This is a genomic window from Ruegeria sp. CDSA221 (assembly GCF_059611825.1).
The window spans coordinates 253,220-278,576 of the sequence record NZ_JBXWPK010000001.1; the positions used below are offsets into that span (position 1 = coordinate 253,220).

Consider the following 25,357-nt stretch of genomic DNA (forward strand, 5'->3'; position numbering starts at 1 on the left):
TCTGGGTCTGGTTTGTGATTAATAACAGGCTTTGGACAGGCTCAAAATCCCTGTGATTAGCCCCATGTCAGATCAGGCGGTCAGTGCGATAAAGTCGGATTTTTGTGCCGCCGTGATCCACTACCGGCCCTGCCGGAAGCAAAGGAAGGCGCGTGGCATGGGCCAGGGATGGGGTGCTTGTTACGATGCCAACGCGCCAGCCTTTGAAGCGTGACATCAGAACCTTGCCGAAACTCCCATACAAGGATCGCAGACGTTTTTCATCGCCTATCCTGGCGCCATAAGGGGGGTTTACGACCACTAACCCCTCAGCACCTTGCGGGGGCTTCAGATCGCTGACGGAGTGGCAATGAAATGTTGTATTGGTCGAAACACCGGCTTGTTCCGCATTGGCTTTTGCGGCCTCGATCGCGCCTGCATTCCTGTCGGAGCCGAAGAACTGAACCTCGGGGGCAGGGGGTTTTGACCCGGCGCGCATGTCGGACCAGATGTCGGGATCAAAACTCCTTAGGCTTTCGAATGCAAAATTACGCGTGCGACCGGGAAGCAGGCCCAACGAGATCTCGGCAGCCTCGATGACGAAAGTGCCCGACCCGCACATGGGATCCAGCACCGGTTCGGTCCCGTGATAGCCACATTCGCGCAGGAACATGGCCGCCATTGTCTCGCGCATGGGGGCCTTGGCGACGGAAGTCTTGTGACCTCGCTTGTGCAGGGGATCTCCGGAGGTGTCGATCGAGAATGTGCAGATGTCTTTCTCAATCCGCAAAAGCACGCGCAGGGCTGCATCTGTCGAGATTGGAGTCCCCAGTGTCTCGGCCAGCGCTCGTTCGATCCTTTGGCGCGCGGCACCCGCATGATAGATGCGCGATTTGCGGCTTGTCGCCTCGACTTTTACCGGCACTTCCGGGCGCAGGAAATCTGACCACGGAAATTTTCTGGCGCGTTTGTCCAGTTGTGCAAGATGGACAGCGGGAAAGCTGCCAATCCGAACCAGAACTTTATTTGCGCCCCGAAGGCAAAGGTTGGCACGCCAGACTTCGGGCCACCCGCCCCGACAAACCACGCCACCAGCAATGACCTTGGCATCGGCGAATCCCTGTTCGGTGGCCTCGGCATGCAGCGGCGCCTCTAGTCCGGGCGTTGCTACCAGAAAAATTTCCAGATCGTTCGTTTGTTCCATCAAGGGTGCTTACACCGGACATGATCGGGGCGCGACAGGCAATTTCAGCGAAAGTGATACAAGAAAGTGAATACCGTGAGGGAATTTTGACGGTTACAGGTTTGCTTTTGGTATCATCCCCGCGTAAAGGGGCCACAATCAGAGGGACGGCCGCGGATTTCAGTCGCAATTCGACGCTTTTGCGACGACTGCTTGGAATTCTCGCGTTATTGTCTGACACTAGATAGGTGTTGGCTCAGCCGGCACAGGTAAAGAGGCTTGGAAGACCGTAGCGACATGCAAACTTTCAAACTGAAAAAAGGGTTGGAGTTGCCGGTGCAAGGCGCACCGGAGCAAACCATCCATCCGGGTCCAGAATTCAAGACTGTTGGGGTTTTGGGGGGCGATTACCTTGGCTTGAAACCGCGAATGCTGGTTCAGGAGGGGGATGACGTTCAACGTGGCACTCCGCTATTCTGTCACAAGGACGCACCCGAGGCGATGATGGTCGCCCCGCTAAGTGGTAAGATCGTTGCCATCAACCGTGGTGCGCGCCGGGTTTTGCAGAGCGTTGTGATTGAGGTTGCGGATGCCAACGACACGGGTATCGATTTCTCGGGTGTTGGTGATGCGGACAGCACCGAGGGTGTCACCGCCAAGCTATGCGCCGCGGGGTTGTGGACCGCTTTCCGTACGCGTCCCTATTCCAAGATGCCAGTTCCGGGCACCAAGCCAGCAGCGATTTTCGTCACCGCCATGGATAGCGAGCCACTGGCCGGAGATGCAGAACTCATCATCAATGACGCGGGCAAAGCATTTGCGGATGGTCTGGTAGCCGTATCCAAGCTGTCCGAGGGCAAAACCTATTTGTGCCAGCAGGACGGTGCTTCGGTTCCGGGTAGCGATCTGCCAGACGTTGAGGCGGCGGCATTCTCTGGTCCGCATCCTGCGGGTTTGGCCGGAACCCACATCCATTTCCTCGAACCGCTTGCGGGCGAAAAGCAGGTCTGGACCATCGCGTATCAGGATGTCATCGCCATTGGCCGCCTGATGCAGACGGGCCATCTGGACCCTAATCTGGTGATCGCCCTGACTGGCCCGGGTGCCCGTCAGCCGCGCCTGATCCGTACGGTGATGGGAGCGTCGACCGAAGACCTGACCCGGGATGAGGTTGATGTGGACGGCACGGCACGGATCATTTCGGGCTCGATCCTATCTGGTCAGCATGCGGATGGCCCAACGGCTTATCTGGGGCGTTTTGCAAGGCAGATGACCATCATCCGTGAGGACCACGACCAGATTCCGATGGGCTGGATCCGCCCGATGCCTTCGAAATTTGCGGTTCAGCCGGTGCTGGGTTCTGCTTTCGCCAAAAAGCTGTACGCGCTCAGCTCGAATCTGAATGGGGGGCGCCGCGCCATGGTGCCCACGGGTACGTTCGAAGAGCTGATGCCGCAGGACTATCTGCCGACGCAACTGCTGCGGGCACTACTGGTGATGGACACCGATACCGCGCAAGCTCTGGGCGCGCTCGAGCTGGACGAAGAGGATCTGGGCCTTGTCGGCTTTGCCTGTCCGGCAAAATATGAATACGGGCTGGCGTTGCGCGACTGCCTGAACAAGATTGAAAAGGAGGGCTGATCCAAATGGGTTTGCGCAGCTTCTTCGATCGGATCGAGCCGAACTTTACCAAGGGCGGCAAGTACGAAAAGTATTTCCCCATCTACGAGATGGTCGAAAGCTTTATCTACACTCCGAAAACCGTGACCTCTGTGGCCCCGCATGCGCGGTCTTACGTGGATATGAAGCGGATCATGACCTATGTCGTGATCGCGACCATTCCCTGTATCCTTTGGGGGATGTGGAACACCGGCTATCAGGCCAACTCGGCTATCGCCAGCCTCGGGCCGGACTCTGCCGCCGGTTGGCGCATCGCTCTGCTGCAGATGTTTGGTATCTCGCTGGACCCCAGCAGTGTCTTTGCAAATGTGATGCACGGGTTGATGTATTTTCTGCCTATCTACATCGTCACACTGGTCGCAGGCGGCATATTCGAGGTCATCTTTGCCACCGTGCGCGGCCATGAGGTGAACGAAGGTTTCCTTGTAACATCAATGCTTTATACACTGATTATGCCGGCCACTACACCCTTGTGGCAGGTGGCTTTGGGCATCATCTTCGGTGTGGTGATCGGCAAAGAGGTATTTGGCGGCACTGGCAAGAACTTCCTTAACCCCGCGCTGGTTGGTCGTGCGTTCCTGTACTTCGCTTATCCTGCGCAGATGTCGGGGGACTCGGTCTGGACCCCGGTTGACGGGTTCTCGGGTGCAACCGCGCTGGCGGTGTCAGCGGCCGAGGGCGTACAGGCTCTTGCTGCCGAAGGGATCACATGGTCCAGCGCTTTTTACGGCACCATTCAGGGCAGCTTTGGCGAGACCTCGACCTTGGCCTGCTTGATCGGTATGGCCTTCCTGCTGATGACCAAGATTGCCAATTACCGCCTGATCGTTGGCTGTCTGACCGGGACCATCGGATTTACTCTGCTGCTGAACCTGATCGGGTCGGATACCAACCCGATGTTCGCGATGCCGTGGTATTGGCATGTGGTTCTGGGTGGGTATGCATTTGGCCTGGCCTTCATGGTGACCGAACCGGTTTCCGCCAGCCACACCAACCTGGGCCGCTATATCTATGGCGCCTTGATCGGTGTGATGGTTGTGATGATACGCGTGATTAATCCGGCCTTCCCCGAAGGCATGATGCTGGCCATCCTGTTCGGCAATGTCTTTGCACCGCTGATCGACTATTTCGTCGTGCAGGCCAATATCAAACGGAGGGCGCGTCGCCATGTCTGATCCGCAACCTCAAGAACCCAAGGGCGCATTGGCTCGCTTTCTGGCCGCCTCGCCGGATTCGGTTGGCAAGACGATCTTCGTCGCCGTTGCCGTCTGTCTTGTTGCCTCGATGGTGGTCTCCGCCGCTGCGGTCAGCCTGCGCCCGGTGCAAGAAGCCAACGCGCTGAAGGACAAACAGGTTAACGTTTTGCAGGTGGCTGGTGTCTTCGAGCCGGGCATAGATGTGACCGAAGCCTTCGCTGCGTTCGAGCCGCATGTGCTCGAGCTTGCCACCGGCGAATTTGTCGACGATCAGTTCGATCCGGCAACCTTTGATGACCAGGCTGCTGCAAGTGATCCTGAACTCAGCGTAGCATTGGACACTGACCCGGCGGGTATTGGTCGTCAGGCCAAGTACCGAGTGATCTATCTGTTGCGCGATGATGCGGGCGATTTAGACAAAGTGATCCTGCCGCTGCATGGTTATGGCCTGTGGTCGACGCTCTATGGTTTTATCGCTCTAGAAAATAACGGCAACGACATCTACGGCCTGCAGTTCTATCAGCATGGTGAGACCCCCGGCCTTGGCGCCGAGGTGGACAACCCGCGATGGAAAGGTCTGTGGAATGGCAAGAAATTGCGCGACGATGCAGGCGAGCTGCAGATTACCGTCGCCAAGTCGCAACCCGCCGCCGGTCCCGATTTCTATGTCGACGCGCTTGCTGGGGCTACTCTGACCTCAGTTGGTGTCGATAACCTGGTGAAATTCTGGATGGGTGACGCGGGCTACGCCCGGTTCCTGGCCAAACTGCAAGCAGGAGAGTTTTGATGTCTCAGACCAAGAAAGAGATGCTGGTCGACCCGCTTGTCGACAATAACCCGATCACGCTGCAGGTCCTGGGCATCTGTTCCGCGCTGGCCGTGACTTCCTCGTTGCAGGTGGCCTTTGTAATGGCGCTGGCTGTGACCTTCGTGACCGCCTTCTCGTCGATGTTCATTTCGATGCTGCGCAACCAGATACCCGGCTCGATCCGGATTATCGTTCAGATGGTGATCATCGCGTCGCTGGTGATCCTGGTTGATCAGGTTCTCAAGGCCTATGCTTTCCAGATTTCGAAAACCCTGTCGGTTTTCGTCGGGCTGATTATCACAAACTGTATCGTGATGGGCCGTGCCGAGGCATTTGCGATGAAGAACCCCCCGATCGCATCTTTTATCGACGGTGTTGGCAACGGCATGGGCTATGGGCTGATCCTGTTGCTAGTCGGCTTTATCCGCGAGCTGTTGGGGGCCGGGTCGCTGTTCGGTGTCACCATCTTGCAGACTGTGAACAATGGCGGCTGGTACGTACCCAACGGTATGCTGCTGTTGCCACCTTCGGCGTTCTTCATCATCGGCCTGATCATCTGGGCCTTCCGTACATGGAAGCCGAACCAGGTCGAAGAACGTGAATACAAAATCCAGCAGGTAGAGGCGCACTGATGGAAGGGCTTATCTCACTGGCCGTAAAGGCCATCTTTGTCGAAAACCTTGCGCTCAGCTTTTTTCTTGGCATGTGTACCTTCATCGCCGTGTCCAAGAAAATCTCGACCGCGCTGGGTCTGGGGATCTCGGTCATGGTCGTGCAGGCGATCACCGTTCCCGCCAACAACCTGTTGCTGACCTATCTGCTGAAACCGGGCGCGCTGGCCTGGGCCGGGTTCCCGGATGTGGACCTGACCTTCCTTGGCCTGATCTCATATATCGGCGTGATCGCGGCGATGGTTCAGATCCTCGAGATGGTCTTGGACAAGTATTTCCCGCCGCTCTACAACGCGCTGGGTATTTTCCTGCCGCTGATCACGGTGAATTGCGCCATTCTGGGTGGGTCGCTGTTCATGGTCGAGCGGGATTACAACTTTGCCGAGGCGACAACCTATGGTCTGTCTTCCGGCTTTGGCTGGGCGCTGGCGATTACCGCAATGGCGGGCGTACGCGAAAAGCTGAAATATTCGGACATTCCCGATGGCCTACAGGGTCTGGGGATCACCTTTATCACCGCGGGTCTGATGGCGATGGCCTTCATGTCCTTCTCGGGCGTGAAACTGTAAGGGGGCGGCAATGGAAACCTTTAGCCTTGGCGTCGTTCTTTTCACGCTGATCGTTCTGGCGCTTGTCGCCCTTATCATGGCCGCTCGGTCACGGCTGGTGTCGACGGGCAATGTCAACATCACCATCAATGGTGAGAAAACCGTGTCCGTGCCCGCCGGTGGCAAGCTGCTGCAAACGCTGGCGGCTGAGAAACTGTTCGTACCGTCCGCCTGTGGCGGCGGTGGCACCTGTGCGCAATGCCGCGTGCGCGTGCATTCCGGCGGTGGCTCGATCCTGCCTACCGAGGAAAGCCATATCACCAAGCGCGAGGCCGCTTGCGGTGACCGCCTGTCCTGTCAGGTTGCGGTCAAGCAGGACATGGATATCGAAGTCCCTGAAGAGGTCTTTGGCGTCAAGAAATGGGAATGCACCGTCCGATCGAACGAGAACGTTGCCACCTTTATCAAGGCGCTGACGCTGGACCTGCCCGAAGGCGAGGATGTGAACTTCCGCGCCGGTGGCTACATTCAGATCGAGGCCCCGGCGCACCAGTTGAAATACACTGATTTCGATGTCGAAGACGAGTACCGCGAAGATTGGGATCGCTTCAATCTGTGGCAGTACGACTCGGTCGTTGCCGAGCCCATCGAACGCGCCTATTCCATGGCCAACTACCCGGACGAAAAGGGCATGATCATGCTGAACGTCCGGGTTGCCTCACCGCCTCCGGGTTCCGAAGGGATACCGGCGGGCCAGATGTCGTCGTATATCTTCAACCTGAAACCGGGTGACAAGGTCACGATCTCGGGTCCATTCGGTGAATTCTTCGCCCGCGAGACCGGAAGAGAGATGGTGTTCATCGGTGGTGGTGCTGGTATGGCGCCCATGCGCAGCCATATTTTCGACCAGCTCAAACGGCTTGAGAATCGCGACCGCAAGATCACCTTCTGGTACGGTGCCCGGTCCAAGAAAGAGATGTTCTTTGTCGAGGATTTCGACAGCCTCGCGGAAGAGTTCGACAATTTCGAATGGCATGTCGCCCTGTCGGATGCCCAGCCCGAGGACGACTGGAAAGGCTATACCGGCTTTATCCATAACGTGCTGTTCGACGAATACCTCAAGAACCACCCGGCACCCGAGGATTGCGAGTTCTACATGTGCGGACCGCCGATCATGAACCAGTCGGTCATCAACATGCTGCTGGATCTGGGTGTGGACCGCGAAGATATCATGCTCGACGATTTCGGCGGGTAATCAGTTATCCGGCGCCCTGTGGCGCCGGTTTCATTTTAGGTCCTTTGGTTCGATTACAGGCGCAGGTCGCTTGCCTCGCGTGGCAGGCAGGATTTGATGTCGAAGACTACGCTGTTTTCTTTGCCATAGGCTCGAAACTGCAAAGGATCGAGTGCCCGATATTCCGCATGCGCGACGGCCAGGACGACCCCGTCATAGAGCCCTGGCTCAGGTTGGTCGATCAGGTCCAGGTCGTATTCTTCTTGCGCAGCTTTGGGGTCGGCATGAGGGTCGTGGACATCGACGCTGATGCCATAGCTTTGCAATTCTTCGATAATGTCGAAGACACGGGTGTTGCGCAGGTCGGGGCAGTTTTCCTTGAACGTCAGGCCCATCACCAGAACACGGGCGGCGCCAACATTGATACCGCAACGGGTCATACGTTTGACCAGTTGCGACACCACATAGCTGCCCATCCTGTCATTCAGGCGCCGCCCTGCAAGGATGATCTGCGGGTGATGGCCCACGGCCTCGGCCTTGTGCGTCAGGTAGTAAGGATCCACGCCGATGCAATGCCCGCCGACCAGACCGGGGCGGAAGGGCAGGAAGTTCCACTTGGTTCCGGCTGCGCGCAGCACAGCCTCGGTATCGATGCCCATGCGACCGAAGATCATCGCCAACTCGTTCACCAGAGCGATATTCAGGTCGCGCTGGGTGTTTTCGATCACCTTCGCGGCCTCAGCCACGCGGATGCTTTCAGCCTTGTAGGTTCCAGCGGTGATGATCCGGGCATAGAGCGCGTCAACCAGATCAGCGACCTGCGGGGTTGAACCAGCGGTGACTTTGCAGATGTCCGCGATGCGGTGGGTCTTGTCACCGGGGTTGATCCGCTCGGGGCTGTAGCCTGCAAAGAAATCCGTGTTGAAGGTCAGGCCCGAGGCGCGTTCCAGCACCGGAACGCAATCTTCTTCGGTTGCGCCGGGATAGACGGTGGATTCGTAGATCACCAAATCACCGGGTTTCAATACGTGGCCAACTGTTTCCGACGCGGCCAGAAGGGGGGCTAAATCAGGCTGCTTACCTGCGGTGATCGGCGTGGGGACGGTTACGACATAGGTATCGCAATCGGCAATCTCCGAGGGGTTGGTTGTGAATTTCAGGCCGCCCGCCGCGCTCAGGTCATGTGGCTCAACCTCATGCGTTGCATCTACGCCAGCGCGTAGTGCCTCGACCCGCGCCGCATTGATGTCAAATCCGATCACCTTGCCAATTTTGCCGAAGGCCACGGCCAGGGGCAGGCCGACATAACCCAGCCCGATCACAGCAATCTTTCGGGAATTGGGGTCGGTTTCAAGCATATGCGTCACTTACCATGATAGTCGCGGAACCATTCGACAAACTGGGCGATTCCATCTTTGAAATTTGTCTGCGGACGATAGCCGGTCAGCTTTTGCAGCAGATCACTATTCGCCCAAGTGGCAGGAACATCACCCATCTGCATAGGCATGTAATTGCGGATGGCTTTCTTGCCGATAGCTTCCTCAATGGCTTCGATAAAATCCATCAGCCGCACTTTGTCGCCATTGCCGATATTCACCACGCGCCAGGGCGCCGCCGGCGACAGGCTGTCACCTTCTTCAATTTCATCTGCGCTGTCCGGCCGCACCGGAGGGACGTCGATCAGCAGTCGGATACCGCGGACAAGGTCTTCGACATTGGTGAAATCCCGATACATGTCGCCGTGGTTAAAGATATCGATCGGGCGGTCATCCAGGATGGCGTCCACAAATTTGTAGAGCGCAAGATCGGGTCGCCCCCAGGTTCCATACACGGTGAAGAACCGAAACATGGTCGTGGGCAGGTTCCACAAATGAGCATAGGAATGGCCCATCGCCTCGTTTGCCTTTTTGGTTGCGGCGTAAATCGTCAGCGGTGTGTCGGCCTTTTCGACCTCAGTAAAGGGCATGACCTCGTTGGCGCCATAAACCGAGGATGTCGAAGCCATCAGAAGGTGGTCTACCTTATGCTCGCGCGCGATTTCCATGACGTTGAACGTGCCGACCACGTTGGAATTGATATAGCTGCGCGGGTCCTCAAGGCTATAGCGGACACCAGCCTGCGCCGCGAGATGCACGATCACTTCGGGCTGGAACTCCTCAGCGACCTTTGCAAGCTGGTCGTAGTTTTCCAAAAGATCCTCGGTTGCGGAAAACCCAGGGGATTGCAAGAGCATCTGATGGCGGCGCTGCTTGAGCGAGACGTCGTAATAATCCGTCATCCCATCGTAGCCGTGAACCTGAAACCCCTCGGCCAGTAGCAGTTTTGCCAGGTGAAAACCGATGAACCCTGCTGTGCCTGTGACTAATACGCGCTTCATTTAACCCTCGACCCAAACCAAAACCGTTTGAAACATCAGGGATACTTTCAGCCCCTCAAGGTCAAGGGGATTTTCCCACAATCCGCGCCATTGGGGCAATCCAGAACCCGAATTCACTTGCGGATTGTTGTTGCCCGCCAGTCAGGGTAGGAAATTGCGATGGTGTGGGATTGGATCAAAACCAGGTGGAAAAAACCTCAGGCGGCGCAGAATTCAGTTTCTGACATCGCGCCTGACCAGAGGTTTTATGCCGTGGGAGATATCCACGGGCGATTGGATCTGTTGCAAACTTTGCTGGCAAGGCTGGATCCAGATTGCCCCACGATCTTTGTCGGGGACTACATTGATCGTGGCAATTACAGCGCCCAGGTGCTGCACCAGTTACGGCACCTTAGCCGGGTCCGGGGCAATGATTTCATTTGCCTGCTGGGTAATCACGAGGAGATGCTGTTGCGGTTCACCGATGACCCAAAACGGGTCGGCAGGCTTTGGCTGCAAAACGGTGGCCTGCAGACGCTCGCCTCATTTGGGATAACCGGTGTGGATGAAGACACGGTCGGCACGGATGCCATCTCGGTGGCTGACAGATTGCAACGCGCGATGGGCGATGATTTGCTGTCTTGGCTGCACGACCGTCCCCTGACCTGGACCAGCGGCAATGTCACCGTGGTGCATGCAGGGCTGGACCCGGGCAAGCCATTGGATGAGCAGACACGCCAAGTCCGCCTGTGGGGCCATCCGAATTTCTCACGGCAGATGCGGGAAGATGGCCAGTGGGTTGTCCATGGTCATACGATCACGTCAGAGCCCCGCGCTGAGAATGGCGTTGTTTCGATCGACACCGGCGCCTTCTTCAGTGGCAGGTTGACCGCCACTGATATTCGCGCCGGCGAGGTCCGGTTCATCGCAACCGACGAGCAGCCGGAATAGCTGTCAACCGACGATCATCTGCTTCATGCGAAGGGCTTCATACTCCAGCTCTTTGAGGCGGAAATGCACGACATCACCGATCGTGATCACGCCACGAAGATGGCCATCGCTGAGGACGGGCATGTGGCGAAAGCGCCCCTCTGTCATGGTTTTCAGCACATCGTTCAACAGATCCTCGGGCGCGCAGGTCTGTACACTGCGGGTCATCAGATCTTCGACAGATTGGGGCAGGGTCTGGCCCGGAGTATCGGCCATACGGCGCACAATATCACGCTCGGACAGGATACCCTGAAGCGTACCGTTCTGATCTGTCACCACCACAGCGCCAATCCGCTTTTCCTTGAGGATATTCACCACCGAATGAATTGTGTCTTTCGGGCGCACGGAAAAAACCGCGTCCCCTTTGCCAACAAGCAGCTTTTCGACTGTTGTCTGTGTATGAGAAAGGTTCGATTCAACCGACTGGCTATGCGAGGCAGCCGCGGCCTTGTCGCCGCGTGTCGGTGGCTGGTAAGAGCTTGGGGCCATGGGCAATCTCCTCTTGCTTTGCTTTTCACCTTACCGCAGCCATATGACCTGTATAGGGTACAAATGCCCAAACCGGGGAAAACTGCCAAAAACCAAGGAAATCCGGCCCGTTGTCCAACTTTTATCTGACCCCCCCTGTTGCCGCGCTGATATTTTTTGCGGTTGTCGTTTGTGGCCATAATTTTCGCATGACCTGGAAACAGCAGGCTCCGGGATGGCAGAAGAAAGCATGGCTGTTCGGGGTGCCCGCCGGAATCGGTTTGTTGGCGCTAGGCTTCCTGCCGCTGAAAGCCTGATGCAGGTTTGACTCTGATTGGGGCCGCTGTCATACGCCGGGCACGCTTTTCCTCAGGAGGGACCCACATGCGTTTCTTGCCAGTCCTGGCTGTCGCCACACTTATTTCCGGCTGCTTGTTCGACGAAGAGCCCGAGGTGGTACGCCTGTCAGGCGAAACGATGGGGACGTCCTTCAACATCACGGCCATCGGTGTCGATGTTGATGAAGAAGCGCTGGCGGGTGCGGTCGAACAGACACTGGCCGAAGTTAACGCAAAGATGTCGAACTGGGACCCGAATTCCGAGGTTTCGACCTTCTCGGACTCGGGCAGCACTGAACCTGTAGCCGTTTCGGATGAATTTGCGCTGGTGCTTGATGCCGCGAATGATGTGCACGAGAAATCCGGGGGTACATTCGACGTGACTCTCGGCCCGCTGATCGAGCTGTGGGGCTTTGGTCCGCGCAAACCGGAAGATCCGGTGCCCGCAGATTCTGACATCCAGGCGGCTTTGGGCAGGGTCGGACAGGCCAGATTGCTGCAACTGGATCGCGATGCCGGAACTTTGGCGAAGGCCGATGCCGGAGTCGGCATTAACCTGTCCGCCATTGCCAAGGGGTATGGCATCGACGCCGTGGCCGAAACGCTGCGCACGGCTGGGATTGAGGACTATATGGTCGAGATCGGCGGCGATCTGGTCACAAGAGGCGATAACGACAAGGGTGAAACTTGGCGGATAGGGATCGAAAAACCCCAGGCCGATGCGCAGAATCTGCAGTTGATCGTACAGCTTGATGATCTGGGTATGGCGACATCCGGCGATTACAAGAATTTCTTTGAACAAGATGGTGTGCGGTATTCGCATATCATTGACCCAACTACTGGCCGCCCGATCACGCATCGGACCACTTCGGTCACGGTACTGGCCGAAAATGCTATGATGGCAGATGCTTGGGCGACAGCGATGTTGGCCTTGGGTCAGGAAAAGGGTTTGAAACTTGCCGAGACGCATAAACTTGCCGTGTATTTCATCTCGCGGGATGTGACAGGCGGTGAGGATGCCTATATCACGGTACACAGCACAGCGTTCAAAGAGGCGTTGGGCACCAACTGACGGGTTGAGCTGAGATGAGCACTTTTATTCTGGCCTTCATTCTGCTGCTGATCATCATGGTTGGCATGTCGCTGGGTGTAATGTTGATGGGTAAGACCATCAAGGGCAGCTGCGGTGGCCTGAATGCGATCTCGGGTGCGGATAAATGTGTGGTCTGCCAAAAGGACGTGGACCCTAACAGCCCCTTGCGCGACAAGCTTCAGTGCAAACGCGCCCAAAAGATGCTTGAGCAGATGGAACGGCAGGCCTAATAACTTAGCGCTTCGTTTGGCGGTTGGAATTGGCTAAGCAGGTCCCTGAATAACGGGGGCGCAGATTTGGCCAAAGCAAGAAACATCCTGTTCATCATGTTCGACCAGCTGCGCTGGGACTATCTGAGCTGTTACGGACATCCGCATCTGCACACCCCCAACATAGACCGCCTGGCAGCGCGTGGTGTGCGGTTCGACAGGGCCTATATCCAGTCTCCTATTTGCGGTTCCTCCCGTATGTCGACCTATACCGGGCGCTATGTGCATTCGCATGGGGCTTCTTGGAATGGAATCCCGCTGAAAGTGGGTGAGATGACCATGGGTGATCATCTGCGCAAGGCTGGGATGGACTGTTGGCTGGTGGGCAAGACCCATATGCGCGCGGATGCCGAAGGCATGGCGCGGTTGGGGCTGGAACCGGACAGTCTGATCGGTGCCCGCGTGGCCGAATGCGGGTTCGACGTGTTCGAGCGTGATGACGGAATGCTGCCCGAAGGGCCGGATGGGTATTATGACCCGGACGGGGCCAAGGAATACAACAAATACCTATCGGCCAAAGGATATGACAGTGACAACCCCTGGCATGACTTCGCCAATTCAGGTCTCGACGCTGAGGGCAATGTTCTGTCGGGCTGGTTTCTCAAGAACTCGTCCCAACCGGCGAATATTGCCGAGGAAGACAGCGAAACGCCCTATCTGACTGGGCGGGGGATCGAATTCGTGGAAACCCATGACGGCCCCTGGTGTTGCCACCTGAGCTTTATCAAACCGCACTGGCCCTATGTCGTGCCGGAACCCTATGCCTCAATGTACGGACCGAAACATATCCTGCCCGTGGTCCGGTCTGAGGCGGAACGCCAGAAAGCGCATCCGGTGCTCCGGGCATTCATGGACACCAAGGTTGGCGAGGCGTTCTCGCGGCAGGATGTGCGCGACGCCGTGATCCCCGCTTATATGGGTCTGATCAAGCAGGCCGACGACCAGATGGGCCGGCTGTTCGCATGGCTGGAAAAGACGGGCCGAATGGAGGACACGATGATCGTGTTAACCTCGGACCACGGGGATTTTCTGGGCGATCACTGGATGGGTGAGAAGACCTTTTTTCAGGACGCATCGGTCAAGGTGCCGTTGATCATCTATGACCCATCCCCCGAGGCTGAGGCGACCCGTGGCACTGTCAGCGACGCGCTGGTCGAGTCCATCGACCTCGCCCCAACATTCTTGGAAATAGCCGGAGGCGAAGCGTCGGGTCACATTCTGGAAGGTCACTCCTTGTTGCCGATCTTGCGTGGCCATCAGGTCGAGACACCTCGGGATGTGGTAGTCAGTGAGTATGACTATTCCGCCTCGCCCATGGCGGAAAAGCTGAATGCCTCGGTTCGGGATGCAGTGATGTTCATGGTGGCCAACAAGAATTGGAAGCTGATCCATTGCGAAGGCGGGCATAGGCCACTGCTGTTCGATCTTGAAAACGACCCGAATGAACTAACCGACCTTGGCAACAGTGCTGAACACGCGGATATCATCGCCAAGATGTATGACCATCTGTTCACTTGGGCGCGTCGCCCGTCGCAGCGCACAACACGTTCCGAACAGCAACTGATCGAAATGCGCACCAATAGTCGGGGCAGAGGGGTGGTTATTGGAATCTATGACGAAAACGACGCGCCACTGGATTTGACCGTGAAATACAGAGGCCGCAAAGCGCGCCCCTATCTGGACCATACCGGCAAGGAATAGCCTTTGTAACATGAATTCTGACCTGATCAGGGCAAAAGGCGGTTCACCCTGCGCGGGGCAGGCGATACAAGACCAACCAAGAGCAGCAAACCCGGAGAGCCGAAATGACCGCCCCGAAACCCGTCGTCCTGTGTATTCTTGATGGCTGGGGCCTGTCCGAGGACACCGGAGCCAATGCGCCTTACCTTGCCGATACGCCGACATTCGATGCGATCATGGCAAACGGTCCGCATGCCAAGCTGATCACGCATGGTCCGGATGTTGGTCTGCCAAGTGGTCAGATGGGCAATTCCGAAGTCGGTCACACAAATATTGGGGCTGGCCGCGTTGTTGCGATGGATTTGGGACAGATTGATCTGGCGATTGAGGACGGTTCTTTCTTTGCCAACTCCGCGCTGCAGGACTTTATCGGTAAGGTAAAGGCTGCAGGTGGCACCGCACATCTGTTGGGGGTGGTCTCGGACGGGGGAGTGCATGGCCACCTGAGCCATATCATTGCTGCGGCAAAGGCGATAACGGATGCTGGTGTGCCCGTTGCCTTGCACGCGGTTACGGATGGCCGGGATGTGGCCCCGAAATCAGCGCCGACCTATATCACAGAGCTTGAGGAACGCTTGCCCGACGGCGCCCGTGTTGCCTCGGTCTGCGGGCGCTATTTTGCCATGGACCGCGACAACCGATGGGAACGTGTCAGCGAAGCCTATGGTGCAATGATCAAAGGGCAGGGGCGCAGCGCTGTTTCGGCGCGCAATGCCGTGGATCAGGCCTATCAGCAGTCGGAAACGGACGAATTTATCGTCCCGACAGTTCTCACCGGGTATGACGGCATATCAGACGGAGACGGTTTCTTCTGCCTCAACTTTCGCGCCGACCGGGCTCGTGAAATCCTGCGGGCGATTGGCGAACCCGGCTTTGACGATTTCGACACCGGCCCGCGCCCGCAGCTTTCAGCCCTGCTGGGCATGGTCGAATACTCCGACGGGCACAGCGCCTATATGACCACGGTGTTCCCCAAGCGCGAAATCGTGAATACCCTGGGTGAATGGGTGGCGAAACATGGGCTCAGCCAATTCCGTCTCGCCGAGACCGAGAAGTACCCGCATGTGACCTTCTTCCTCAATGGCGGCAAGGAAGTGCCTGAGGCGAACGAAGACCGCTTTATGCCTAAATCACCCAAAGTGGCGACCTACGACCTACAACCCGAGATGTCATCGGCCGAAGTAACCGCAAAATTCGTCGAAGCCATCGGGGCGGGCTATGATCTGATCATAACCAATTATGCCAATCCGGATATGGTTGGGCATACCGGCGATCTGCAGGCGGCAATCCGCGCCTGCGAGGCTGTGGATCAAGGGCTGGCGCAAGTGGTTGCCGCGTTGGAAAACGCAGGCGGCGCAATGATCATTACCGCCGATCACGGAAATTGCGAGATGATGGTCGACCCCGAAACCGGCGGGCCGCATACGGCCCATACGCTGAACCCCGTGCCCGTCGCCTTGGTAGGGGGACCCGCTGGGGCATCCCTGCACGATGGGCGCCTGTCTGATCTGGCACCCACATTGCTGGACCTGATGGGGCTGGATCAGCCCCCTGAAATGACTGGAAAGAGCCTGCTTTCATGACGCTTCGTGCGCTGCTTCTGGCGATCTTCTTTGCATCCAGGGCGGTTGCCCAGACCGACCCCGCGACCGCCGCATTGAATGCAGCGCAGATGCTTGAGCAGGCATCAGTATCGTTGACCGAGGCCGAAAGCGCCCGCGACCGGGTCCGTGCCCTGACCGAAACCATACAGGCGTATGAGGCGGGTCTGTCGGCCATGCGCGATGGCCTACGACGGGCGGCAACACGCGAAGCCCAGCTAACAGCCGAATTGCGCAGTCGGGAAAAGGATGTGGCACAGCTGTTGGGCGTATTGCAAACGATCGAAACCACGGCGCCTCCGGTTCTGATGCTACACCCGTCAGGGCCGTTGGGCTCGGCCCGGGCCGGTATGATGCTGTCCGAAGTTACGCCGGGCCTGAACGCAAAAGCGCAGGCTCTTGCGCGTGATCTTCAGGAAGTGCGCACGCTGCGATTGCTGCAGCAAAGCGCCTCGGAAACCTTGGTCGAGGGCTTGACCGGCGTTCAGAATGCCCGCACCCAGCTCAGCACCGCCATCGCAGACCGAACGGATTTGCCGCGGCGCTTTGTCGAGGACCCGATCCGCACAGCTATCCTGATCTCATCGACTGAAACGCTTGACGGTTTTGCCAGCGGGCTTTCCCAGATCTCCGAAGGGCAAATCGCCGAAACGGATGCGGATATATCAAGTATCAAGGGTCAGATTGCGCTGCCGACGCAGGGCATCATCCTGCACCGGGCAAATGAAACCGATGCGGCCGGTGTCAAACGCCCTGGTATCGTATTGGGCACCCGACCGCGCGCAATAGTCACCTCGCCAACGGCGGCCACGATACGGTATCGCGGGCCACTACTGGAGTTGGGGAATCTGGTGATCCTCGAGCCGCAACCGGGGCTTCTATTTGTCTTTTCCGGGCTACAAGAGGTCTACGGAGAAGCCGGTCAGGTGATTCCCCGGGGGACGCCAGTCGGATTGATGCCTGCAGAATCGAAGGAAATCGGCGCAATTTTGTCAACAAGCGGTGATGGCACTGGAACTGACCGATCAGAAACGCTCTATATAGAGGTAAGACAGGATAACAGCCCCGTGGACCCGGAATCGTGGTTTCGGACCGACAAGGATGGATAAACGAGTATGAAGAAATTTGTGATGGCCGGTTTGGCTGGAACTATAGCAGGCCTGATTGTAACGACGCAGATCGCCGGTCCGTTGCTTGCCCAAGAAGCCGAAAACAAGGCCAGTGTCTATGAACAGCTGGATCTGTTTGGCGATATTTTCGAACGCATCCGCGCGCAATATGTCGAAGAGGTTGAGCCCGAAGACCTGATTGAGGCGGCCATTGACGGTATGCTGACCTCGCTGGATCCGCATTCCAGCTATCTGTCCCCGGATGATGCCGAACAGATGCGGGTCCAGACCCGTGGCGAGTTTGGCGGTCTGGGTATCGAAGTCACGCAGGAAGAGGGCTTTGTCAAAGTTGTCTCGCCGATCGATGATACGCCTGCGGATGAGGCCGGGATCGAAGCCGGAGATTTCATCACCCATGTCGATGGCGAAAGCATACTGGGCCTGACCCTGGACAAGGCGGTCGATCTGATGCGCGGGCCGGTGGGCTCGGAAATCGTGATCACCGTTGTCCGCGAGGGTGAACAGGAACCTTTTGACGTGCCTATCATCCGCGACACGATCAAACTGACGGCAGTACGCGCGCGCACCGAAGGGACCAGTGTGGTTCTGCGTGTGACCACCTTTAACGACCAAACCTATCCCAACTTGCAGGAAGGCCTGGCCGAGCAGATCGAAGAGGCCGGAGGGATCGACAAGGTGAATGGTGTCGTTCTGGACCTGCGCAACAATCCCGGTGGTCTGCTGACACAGGCAATCAAGGTTTCGGACGCATTCTTAAACGAGGGTGAGATCGTATCAACCCGTGGCCGCGATCCAAGCGATGGTGAGCGTTTCAACGCAACTGTGGGTGATCTGGCAGAAGGAAAGCCGATTGTGGTGCTGATCAATGGCGGGTCCGCCTCAGCATCCGAGATTGTAGCCGGCGCGCTGCAGGATCATCGCCGCGCAATCGTTGTGGGAACCAAAAGTTTCGGCAAAGGCTCGGTCCAGACTGTCATGCCACTGCGGAGCGATGGCGCGATGCGTTTGACCACGTCGCGCTACTACACGCCGTCGGGCCGGTCTATTCAGGCGCTTGGTGTCAGCCCCGACATCATCGTTGAACAGCCCCGCCCAGCCCCGGAGACCGAGGAAGAAGAGGCCAATGGGAACACCCGTTCCGAGGCTGATCTGCGTGGCAGTCTGAACAATGACAGCCTGAGCGAGGATGAAATCCGCCAGATCGAAGAAGATAGGGCCAAGGCCGAAGCCACCGCCGAATTGCGGGAAGAGGATTACCAGCTGGCCTATGCCATCGACATCCTCAAGGGGCTGTCAGCCTTCAACCCGGACGGGCCATCGCAATAAAGAAACCGGGCCGCCTAACAGGCGGCCCTTTTCCTGATGGGGCCGCTGCCGATCGAGATAGGGTGGCTGTTTAGAGCCCGATGCCACCTATGTTGTCTCCCAACCAACGTCCGCTCTGTGAAAAGCTAGTCAGAAAAACACATCTTGTTTCCATCCAGGTCTCGAACGTATGCAGAGAACTTTGGCCCTCGTTGGTTGGGGGCCCCCTCACAATCACCCCCGAGATCTGTGGCTAAAGCGTGCAGCCTTCTGACTTCTGCTTCGCTACCAACGCAAAATCCAACCATCGTTCCATTACCGTTAGTGGCCGGCAACGTGTCGAAGGGTTTGGCCACGGCGAAGGCAAAATCCTTTCCAAGCCAGTAAGTCATTCTTTCTGAAGGCGACATGCTTTGGAGACCCGATTGCGAAAACAGTGTGTCGTAGAAGGTTCTTGCAGCTGCCATGTCATTCGTTCCGACAACAAAGTAATTCATTTTCATCGATTTAGCTCCTGCAAGTGAGTGGCCTGCGTCAGGCAATGGTTTCAGTGACCCAAGCTATATCGACTAATGTGCCATTTTATGTCTTATTTGATTCATGGCACGAGCTAATACACACAACAGACTGAGGCGATTGGAATTGCTTGCGGTTCAACTCAAGCAAGATGCCCATTGTACGGTTAGAGACTTGGCGCAACAGCATGGTGTCAGTATGCGCACGATAGCCCGCGACCTTGTGCTTATGCGGGACCAAGGCATGCAGATAGACGCTGATCGCGGTCGTGGAGGAGGTGTGCGCCTCGACCGCAACTGGGGCGTTGGTCGCATGAACCTGACATACGCTGAGGCGGTCGATCTGCTAATCAGCATTGCTGTCGCAGAGCAGATGAAATCACCAATGTTGCTTGCGAACTTGGCTTCGGTAAGGCGGCAGCTTGTGGCCTCGTTTTCACCCGAGAAACGCAACAAGGTGAACCAGCTCAAGTCCCGTATTATCATAGGCGTCACGGCTTCGACTTATGTTCAAGCCAGCGCGAGCGCCCCACCAAAAAGGATTGTGCAAGCGGTTCATCAGGCTTTCGTCGATCAGAAGGTCTTGGAGCTGCGATATCAAAGAGAAGACGGTGTTATTTCCAACCGGCAAATTGAGCCTCAGTATCTCTTGTTGAAGTATCCCATTTGGTACGTCGTTGCGATCGACCGTCTGAGAAACGAACCAAGGACATTTCGGTGCGACCGGATGCTTGGGGCCTCAATGGGCGAAATGCGCTTCAAGCTCCTGCCGAAAGAAAAATTTCAACCCTCATTGGTAATTGATGATTCTTCGATGTGATCGGGTCATGGCCAACAGTAAGCGGACAATGACACCTGAATTATAGGCACGCACTTCGTCCGCCCTTCTACCGCCTACTGAGACCGGCGAAAGACTCGTTTTAGCATATCAAGCTCTGCTCGCATCAGGTCCAGTTCGGCGCGCAGGTCATCGGCGGCGGCGTTTCCTGCAATGATCGAGAACCCGCCCAGTTTAAGCCCTGAAACGGAATCTGAGATTACAAAACTGTGGACCCCGTCAGACAGGGCCACATCAGGCACCTGTACACGAAGCTCCCATCCGGTGTCGGCTGGTGACAGGTGAACCTCATCCAGCGCGTCACCACGGTAGGACACGCTGATCTCGGGCTGCGTATCGGCCTGCAGGTGGCCCATCCAGGTACCATTTTCCAGGCCCAGAGATGTGAGTATCAGATCGGTCATGGCAGGGTTCTCATAAATCGGCGCGATGGTGACGACAGACGGTCAGGTCCTGCAACACTATCCGGTTCATCCAAGGATTATCCAGAATGATATCCAGCCAGACTTTGTCCATGCGGCGTTCATTCAGTGGTAAATGTGCAAGATCAAAATCCACGCTGTTTGAAGGACCAGTAGGATCAAGTTTGCGCAGAACCTGTTCGGCGTTTGGGCCGTGTCGAATATTGAGCCGCGCGAACAATTCCTGTGGGCGTTCGGCCTCAATATGGCAATCGACTCGGATCAGATGCTGCCGCGTCAGCTCTTGCACAGCCTCTTGTGGAAGCTCGATAGAGAGAGAGAGAAATGATCCCTCGAACCCGAAAACCTCGACCGCCAAGCTGAACGGTGACAGATCATGCTTGCGCGTGTTCCTGATCTGGCGCGTGCTGATTTCCTGGCGCGGACAGTCGTGAAACAGCGTTGCCTCATCGTTGATACGTGCCTTACGCGGGGCCGAGGCGACACCGGGGCGGGGCTGAGGATAGCGCCACAGCTCGGGCCTCCAGCTCCAGTCGGTGCCCAACGGTTTCGGGAAATGGGTTGATCCCGCCACAGGCCGTGTAAGGCGGCTGTTAGCCTGCAGGATCAGCGCATCCAGCTCGGATCGCAAGCGACGTGCATCATCACGCTGCAGCCGCAATTCAGAAAGCACAGCTTCGGGCGCTGCCCGGGCGTCCCGCTGCCAGCGCGTAAGTGCTTTGCGGTGAATATAGCGATCCAGTAGCTTGCCCATGATCCCAATCTATTGCTCCACACATCTTTTGTCGGATATCCACCCGAGGATAAAGCCGATTTGCATCATAGCGTCGGTAAATTACCGAAAATGTGAACACGCTTTTGGCTAGGCAGCAAAGTTGTGACCTGTTACGGAGGGCGCCGTTCTTGCAATCGACCCGGTCAGTGCGTACCGTCTGACACCTGATTGCAGTGGACCATCCGTTACAACCCTATAGCAATATTTCCGAGGCAAAGACGGGGCATGGAACCCACTCTATTCGCATTCATCTGGAAGCATTCCAAGAAACAGCAACTGGTTTTGTTGCTGCTGACATTGTTTTCTTTTCCCTTCCTCTATGCATCACTGGAGCTGCCCAAGCAGATCATTAACGATGCGATTGGTGCACCAGGCAGCTCGGTAACTTTCTTAGGAGTTACGGTGACGCAGGTGCAGTATTTGTTGATTCTGTGTCTGGCCTTTCTGGCGACGGTCATCGCCAGCGGTCTGATGAAAATGCGGATCAACACCATGAAAGGTGTGTTGGCCGAACGCATGTTACGCCGACTGAGGTACACGCTGATCCACCGAACTCTGCGGTTCCCGAAATCCTATTTTGCCACCACCAGTCAGGGCGAGTTGGTGTCGATGATCACGTCCGAAGCTGAACCGATGGGCGGCCTGATGGGGGATGCGATCGCACAACCCGTATTCCAGTTTGGTCAAATGATGACCATTGTGACGTTTCTGTTCATGCAAAGCGTGTGGTTTGGTCTTGCAAGTATTGCGCTGATCCCGCTGCAGGCTTGGTTGATTCCAAAATTGCAGCGCCAGATCAACCTGTTGAACAAAGACCGAATTCAAGAAGTTAGGCGCTTGAGCTCAGAAATCGGCGAAAGCGCAGCCGGGATCAGTGATCTGCGCACCAACGGAGGCTGGCGGCACAGATTGGCCCAGTTCAGCCATCGTTTGGGAACTTTGTTCGAGATCCGATTCAAGATCTATAACAAAAAGTTCTTCATGAAGTTTCTCAACAATCTGATCACTCAGATGACCCCGTTTCTGTTTTATTCGGTGGGCGGATACCTGGCGATCACGGGCGAAGTAACAGTGGGCGCACTGGTGGCGGCACTGGGAGCATATAAGGATCTTAGCGGACCTTGGAAGGATCTGCTGACCTATTACAATCAGGTTCAGGACATGTCGTTGCGGTGGGAAATCGTGACCGAACGCTTCGCACCCGACAACATGGTGCCCGAAGAGCTGTTCGAGGGCGAGCCTGATTCCATTCCGCATCTGACTGGCGAGATCAAGCTGCAGAATATTACCGTTCGGGATAACGATGGGAAAACTGTTCTCGAGGATATAGACCTCGTCATACCCAAAGGGGCCCGCGTGGCCATCAAATCCTCGAATGCGGCCGAAAGAGGGGCATTGGCTCAGCTGCTGACCCGCGAATTGCTGCCGGTTCAGGGCGACGTCACGATTGCCGGACTTGACATCCAATCTTTGCACCAATCCGTCATCGCGGCGCGGATCGGATATGCCTATTCTCGACCATATCTGTTTGATGGGTCGATTGGGGACAACTTGATGATGCCCCTGAAAACACGCCCTCAGCATGAAGCCGACGCCGCCAGGGCCCCTAGCCGCCGCCAGGTCGAGGCCGCGCGAGCGGGGAACTCGGTGGATTCGCTGTCAGATGAATGGATTGATCCCGGTCTGGCCGGGCTCAACAACACTGACGACATCCAGGATTGGTGGTTCAAGCTGGTCGAGGCGATGGGAACGGATGAATTCATGTTCCGCCGCACCCTGCGCAGCCAGTTGAATCCGGATCAGCATCCCGAGTTTGTGCAAAATATCATCGACCTCCGTGGCCCCATCCATGACAAGTTGGTGGAAAAAGATCTGGACCGCTTTGTCTACCGGTTCGATCCGGACAGGTTCAACCCAACTGTGCCTTTGGGCGGCAACCTTCTTTATGCAGCACCGTCGCAGGAAATCTCGCCGGACATTCTGGCCGGCGATAATCGGTTCATGCAAATGCTGCGTACACATGAGCTTGATGACGACGCGCTGAGTATCTCAAGCGCTGTTCTGGAAACGCTGAGCCATGCTTTTGGGCGGGACGGAACCGACCATCCGCTGTTCCTGCGCCTGGGCTTGAGCAAGGAAATGTTCCATCGGCTGCTGGCAATCGAAGACAAGCGCAAGGCAAAAGGAGTGGACGAGCTGTCGCAGCGCGAACACGCCTTTCTTCTGACCGTTCCGTTCCTGCTGACCGCCGAACAGATTGGCCCTGATTTCCCGGATGAATACAAACAGAAGATTCTGAAAATCCGCACTGAACAGGGCGAGAGGCTACGCAGAAGCCTGCAAGAGATATTTGTACCGGTCACACCGGACACATACATCGCGCGTATGACAGTTATGGAAAATGCGCTTTTCGGGCGGGTGTCTGTGACGGCGGGTGCTCATGCTGACGAGATAGAGGATGTGGTTGCCGAAGTGATCAATGCCGCAGGTCTGCGCAGACAGGCAGCGGCCATCGTCTATGATCTGTCCGCAGGGCTGGGTGGGAACAATCTGACAACCGTCTTTCAGGAACGAATTGCCTTCTCGCGCGCCGGGATTAAACGGCCGGATTTGCTAATCCTGGATAAAGCGTTGGCCAGCCATGACTCTGAGAGCCGTTTACGCACCCGGTTGAAACTGCGCGAACTGCTGCCCGATTCTATCATGATTTTCATGGAGGACAGTTTCGCCCATCCCGAGGCCTATGATCTGTTTGTTGAAATCAAGGATGGCCGCATTGACGGTGTCTCGAAAACGCAGCTCGAACAAGAATCCGGCACCACCGCTGACCTCAGCCGCAAGCTGAAGATTATCTCGTCAACTCCGCTTTTTGCCAATATCGACGGTCGCAACCAGAGATTGCTGGCGTTTTCGGCGCAGTGGTATGATGCTGCCGCTGGTCAGGTCATTTTCTCTCGTGGGCAGGCGCCGGATGCGGCCTATCTGTGCATTTCGGGTCATGCGAAGCTGATGTGGCACGAAGAAGACGGTTCGACCCGGTCCATATCTGTCATTGAACCCGGGCGCCTGATCGGTGACCTGTCTGTTATCACCGGTGAGACCAGGCAGTTGGATCTTGTGGCAGGCGAAAACTGTTCATTCCTGCGGATTGGTGCAGTGGAACTGCGCGCGGTGATCGAAAGCGATGCAAGCGTTGCGGTTCAGTTGCTTGAAACAGTTGCCGGATACCTGACAACCATTTCGGAAAAGATCAACGCCACCAAAGCATCGACCTTGTTCTTCGATGATGAGGACCAGACCGAAAGTTCCCACCAGAATGTCTGAAATCCGCGCGCCCTCTTACGCCCCGCATGAGCAACTGGTCGCCGACGCACGCGACAAACCACAGCTGTGGCGTCTGCTGGCCGGCCTGGCAACAATCGTGGTCGTTGCAACCGTCTTCAATCTGATCCTGTTTGCAGTCGTAACCGTGGCCGGACCGCAGGAATGGGCCAGCGGGTTGATGAACGGCTCGACCCCGATCTCGATGGTGATCCTGCTGTCAAGCTTTGGGTTTGTCACATTTGGTGTGTGGACCGCAGCGCGACAGTTTCAGAAGCGGTCCCTGGGTTCTATTTTAGGGACTAGGGGCAAAGCGGCCAGACAGTTCTGGCTTGTGCTGCGCGCCCTGATGGTGCTTGGCGTGGTTATTGTAACCGTGCCGCACGTCATTATGGGCGCGCAGCTTGTTCAAAACCTGTCCTTTTCGGTTTGGCTGGTATTCCTGCCTCTCTCGCTATTGGCTGTGTTTGTCCAAATCAGTGCGGAGGAGCTGCTTTTCCGCGGATATATGCAGCAAAGCCTGGCGGCGCGATTCCGTTCTCCGATCATCTGGATGGGGGTACCGTCGCTTCTATTCGCGGTGGGGCACTATTCGCCCGATGCGGCGGGCGGCAATGCAGAGTTGCTGGTGCTGTGGACTGGTCTGTTTGGACTTTTGGCTGCGGATTTGACCGCGCGGGCGGGAACCCTGGGCCCGGCCATAGCGCTGCATTTTTTCAACAATGTCATAGCGCTCTTGTTTGTCTCGCTCCCTGACACCCTCAGCGGTCTTGCCTTATTTGTACTGCCCTTTGATATGACCGATACTCTGACATTGCGGCAATGGTTATATGTGGATTTTGCCGTGATGATTGTCAGCTGGTTTATCGCGCGCCTTGCGCTCAGGCGCTGATTGCA

General features: G+C 56.6%; 23 protein-coding genes. 16 read left to right on the forward strand and 7 right to left on the reverse strand.

Annotated elements, in window-relative coordinates; genetic code table 11:
• Positions 1-67: 67 nt before the first annotated feature.
• Complete coding sequence (locus AC2FJ5_RS01175) at positions 68-1,183, reverse strand: THUMP domain-containing class I SAM-dependent RNA methyltransferase (protein WP_496792098.1); 1,116 nt, start codon at positions 1,181-1,183, stop codon at positions 68-70.
• Positions 1,184-1,459: 276 nt separating this feature from the next.
• On the opposite strand from AC2FJ5_RS01175, the gene AC2FJ5_RS01180 reads away from it, so the two are divergent.
• Genes AC2FJ5_RS01180 through nqrF form a run of 6 tightly spaced genes read left to right on the forward strand, consistent with a single transcriptional unit; the run spans position 1,460 to position 7,320 of the window.
• A complete protein-coding gene (locus tag AC2FJ5_RS01180; protein ID WP_496792100.1) occupies positions 1,460-2,803 on the forward strand; it encodes a Na(+)-translocating NADH-quinone reductase subunit A in 1,344 nt (447 codons plus the stop codon).
• Positions 2,804-2,808: 5 nt separating this feature from the next.
• Positions 2,809-4,017 carry an NADH:ubiquinone reductase (Na(+)-transporting) subunit B gene (locus AC2FJ5_RS01185; protein WP_496701836.1) on the forward strand — a complete coding sequence of 403 codons (1,209 nt, stop codon included), beginning with the start codon at positions 2,809-2,811 and terminating at the stop codon, positions 4,015-4,017.
• Positions 4,010-4,825, forward strand: coding sequence for a Na(+)-translocating NADH-quinone reductase subunit C (locus AC2FJ5_RS01190; RefSeq protein ID WP_496691579.1), 816 nt, complete (start codon positions 4,010-4,012; stop codon positions 4,823-4,825). Before AC2FJ5_RS01185 ends, AC2FJ5_RS01190 begins: the two co-directional genes overlap by 8 nt.
• Positions 4,825-5,478: an NADH:ubiquinone reductase (Na(+)-transporting) subunit D gene (locus AC2FJ5_RS01195; protein WP_142636378.1), complete on the forward strand. Its 654-nt coding sequence runs from the start codon at positions 4,825-4,827 to the stop codon at positions 5,476-5,478. The genes AC2FJ5_RS01190 and AC2FJ5_RS01195 overlap by 1 nt, the downstream gene beginning before the upstream one ends.
• Complete coding sequence (gene nqrE, locus AC2FJ5_RS01200; protein ID WP_142636377.1) at positions 5,478-6,086, forward strand: NADH:ubiquinone reductase (Na(+)-transporting) subunit E; 609 nt, start codon at positions 5,478-5,480, stop codon at positions 6,084-6,086. Before AC2FJ5_RS01195 ends, nqrE begins: the two co-directional genes overlap by 1 nt.
• Positions 6,087-6,096: 10 nt before the next feature.
• Positions 6,097-7,320 carry an NADH:ubiquinone reductase (Na(+)-transporting) subunit F gene (gene nqrF, locus AC2FJ5_RS01205; RefSeq protein WP_496701842.1) on the forward strand — a complete coding sequence of 408 codons (1,224 nt, stop codon included), beginning with the start codon at positions 6,097-6,099 and terminating at the stop codon, positions 7,318-7,320.
• A 53-nt stretch (positions 7,321-7,373) separates the two neighbouring features.
• Here the strand turns inward: nqrF and tviB are convergent, their stop codons facing one another.
• Together tviB and AC2FJ5_RS01215 are read right to left on the reverse strand one after the other, a co-directional pair.
• A complete protein-coding gene (gene tviB, locus AC2FJ5_RS01210) occupies positions 7,374-8,657 on the reverse strand; it encodes a Vi polysaccharide biosynthesis UDP-N-acetylglucosamine C-6 dehydrogenase TviB (protein WP_496701843.1) in 1,284 nt (427 codons plus the stop codon).
• Positions 8,658-8,662: 5 nt separating this feature from the next.
• Complete coding sequence (locus AC2FJ5_RS01215) at positions 8,663-9,676, reverse strand: GDP-mannose 4,6-dehydratase (RefSeq protein ID WP_496792101.1); 1,014 nt, start codon at positions 9,674-9,676, stop codon at positions 8,663-8,665.
• Between the two features lie 159 nt (positions 9,677-9,835).
• Here AC2FJ5_RS01215 and AC2FJ5_RS01220 point away from each other — a divergent pair, with 159 nt between their 5' ends.
• Positions 9,836-10,606: a metallophosphoesterase family protein gene (locus AC2FJ5_RS01220; protein WP_496792103.1), complete on the forward strand. Its 771-nt coding sequence runs from the start codon at positions 9,836-9,838 to the stop codon at positions 10,604-10,606.
• 3 nt (positions 10,607-10,609) lie between these two features.
• Here AC2FJ5_RS01220 and AC2FJ5_RS01225 read toward each other — a convergent pair whose 3' ends face one another.
• On the reverse strand, positions 10,610-11,134 hold the full coding sequence (locus AC2FJ5_RS01225) for a CBS domain-containing protein (RefSeq protein ID WP_142636370.1): 525 nt from the start codon (positions 11,132-11,134) through the stop codon (positions 10,610-10,612).
• Positions 11,135-11,497: 363 nt separating this feature from the next.
• Here AC2FJ5_RS01225 and AC2FJ5_RS01230 point away from each other — a divergent pair, with 363 nt between their 5' ends.
• From AC2FJ5_RS01230 to AC2FJ5_RS01255, 6 genes are all read left to right on the forward strand, one after another.
• Entirely contained in the window at positions 11,498-12,523 is a 1,026-nt protein-coding gene (locus AC2FJ5_RS01230; protein WP_496792105.1) for an FAD:protein FMN transferase, read from the forward strand.
• 14 nt (positions 12,524-12,537) lie between these two features.
• Positions 12,538-12,774, forward strand: a complete 237-nt coding sequence (nqrM, locus tag AC2FJ5_RS01235) for a (Na+)-NQR maturation NqrM (RefSeq protein ID WP_271948901.1) — start codon at positions 12,538-12,540, stop codon at positions 12,772-12,774.
• 66 nt (positions 12,775-12,840) lie between these two features.
• Positions 12,841-14,514 (forward strand): sulfatase-like hydrolase/transferase, encoded by a 1,674-nt coding sequence (locus AC2FJ5_RS01240; protein ID WP_496749828.1) that lies wholly within the window; start codon positions 12,841-12,843, stop codon positions 14,512-14,514.
• 104 nt (positions 14,515-14,618) lie between these two features.
• On the forward strand, positions 14,619-16,136 hold the full coding sequence (gene gpmI, locus AC2FJ5_RS01245; RefSeq protein ID WP_496792107.1) for a 2,3-bisphosphoglycerate-independent phosphoglycerate mutase: 1,518 nt from the start codon (positions 14,619-14,621) through the stop codon (positions 16,134-16,136).
• Positions 16,133-17,263: a murein hydrolase activator EnvC family protein gene (locus AC2FJ5_RS01250; protein WP_496792109.1), complete on the forward strand. Its 1,131-nt coding sequence runs from the start codon at positions 16,133-16,135 to the stop codon at positions 17,261-17,263. The genes gpmI and AC2FJ5_RS01250 overlap by 4 nt, the downstream gene beginning before the upstream one ends.
• Positions 17,264-17,269: 6 nt before the next feature.
• On the forward strand, positions 17,270-18,610 hold the full coding sequence (locus AC2FJ5_RS01255; protein WP_142636359.1) for a S41 family peptidase: 1,341 nt from the start codon (positions 17,270-17,272) through the stop codon (positions 18,608-18,610).
• 125 nt (positions 18,611-18,735) lie between these two features.
• On the opposite strand, the gene AC2FJ5_RS01260 is transcribed toward AC2FJ5_RS01255, so the two are convergent.
• On the reverse strand, positions 18,736-19,092 hold the full coding sequence (locus AC2FJ5_RS01260; protein WP_496792111.1) for a VOC family protein: 357 nt from the start codon (positions 19,090-19,092) through the stop codon (positions 18,736-18,738).
• A 133-nt stretch (positions 19,093-19,225) separates the two neighbouring features.
• On the opposite strand from AC2FJ5_RS01260, the gene AC2FJ5_RS01265 reads away from it, so the two are divergent.
• Entirely contained in the window at positions 19,226-19,924 is a 699-nt protein-coding gene (locus AC2FJ5_RS01265) for a helix-turn-helix transcriptional regulator (RefSeq protein WP_496701850.1), read from the forward strand.
• A gap of 74 nt (positions 19,925-19,998) precedes the next feature.
• Here the strand turns inward: AC2FJ5_RS01265 and AC2FJ5_RS01270 are convergent, their stop codons facing one another.
• Both AC2FJ5_RS01270 and AC2FJ5_RS01275 read right to left on the reverse strand, forming a co-directional pair.
• Positions 19,999-20,346, reverse strand: coding sequence for a hypothetical protein (locus AC2FJ5_RS01270; RefSeq protein WP_496689313.1), 348 nt, complete (start codon positions 20,344-20,346; stop codon positions 19,999-20,001).
• Between the two features lie 10 nt (positions 20,347-20,356).
• Positions 20,357-21,118 carry a DUF6478 family protein gene (locus tag AC2FJ5_RS01275; protein ID WP_496701852.1) on the reverse strand — a complete coding sequence of 254 codons (762 nt, stop codon included), beginning with the start codon at positions 21,116-21,118 and terminating at the stop codon, positions 20,357-20,359.
• A 246-nt stretch (positions 21,119-21,364) separates the two neighbouring features.
• Between AC2FJ5_RS01275 and AC2FJ5_RS01280 the strand changes: the two genes are divergently transcribed.
• Both AC2FJ5_RS01280 and AC2FJ5_RS01285 read left to right on the forward strand, forming a co-directional pair.
• Complete coding sequence (locus tag AC2FJ5_RS01280) at positions 21,365-24,463, forward strand: ABC transporter transmembrane domain-containing protein (protein ID WP_496792113.1); 3,099 nt, start codon at positions 21,365-21,367, stop codon at positions 24,461-24,463.
• Positions 24,456-25,352, forward strand: coding sequence for a CPBP family intramembrane glutamic endopeptidase (locus tag AC2FJ5_RS01285; protein WP_496701856.1), 897 nt, complete (start codon positions 24,456-24,458; stop codon positions 25,350-25,352). Before AC2FJ5_RS01280 ends, AC2FJ5_RS01285 begins: the two co-directional genes overlap by 8 nt.
• Positions 25,353-25,357 lie beyond the last annotated feature (5 nt).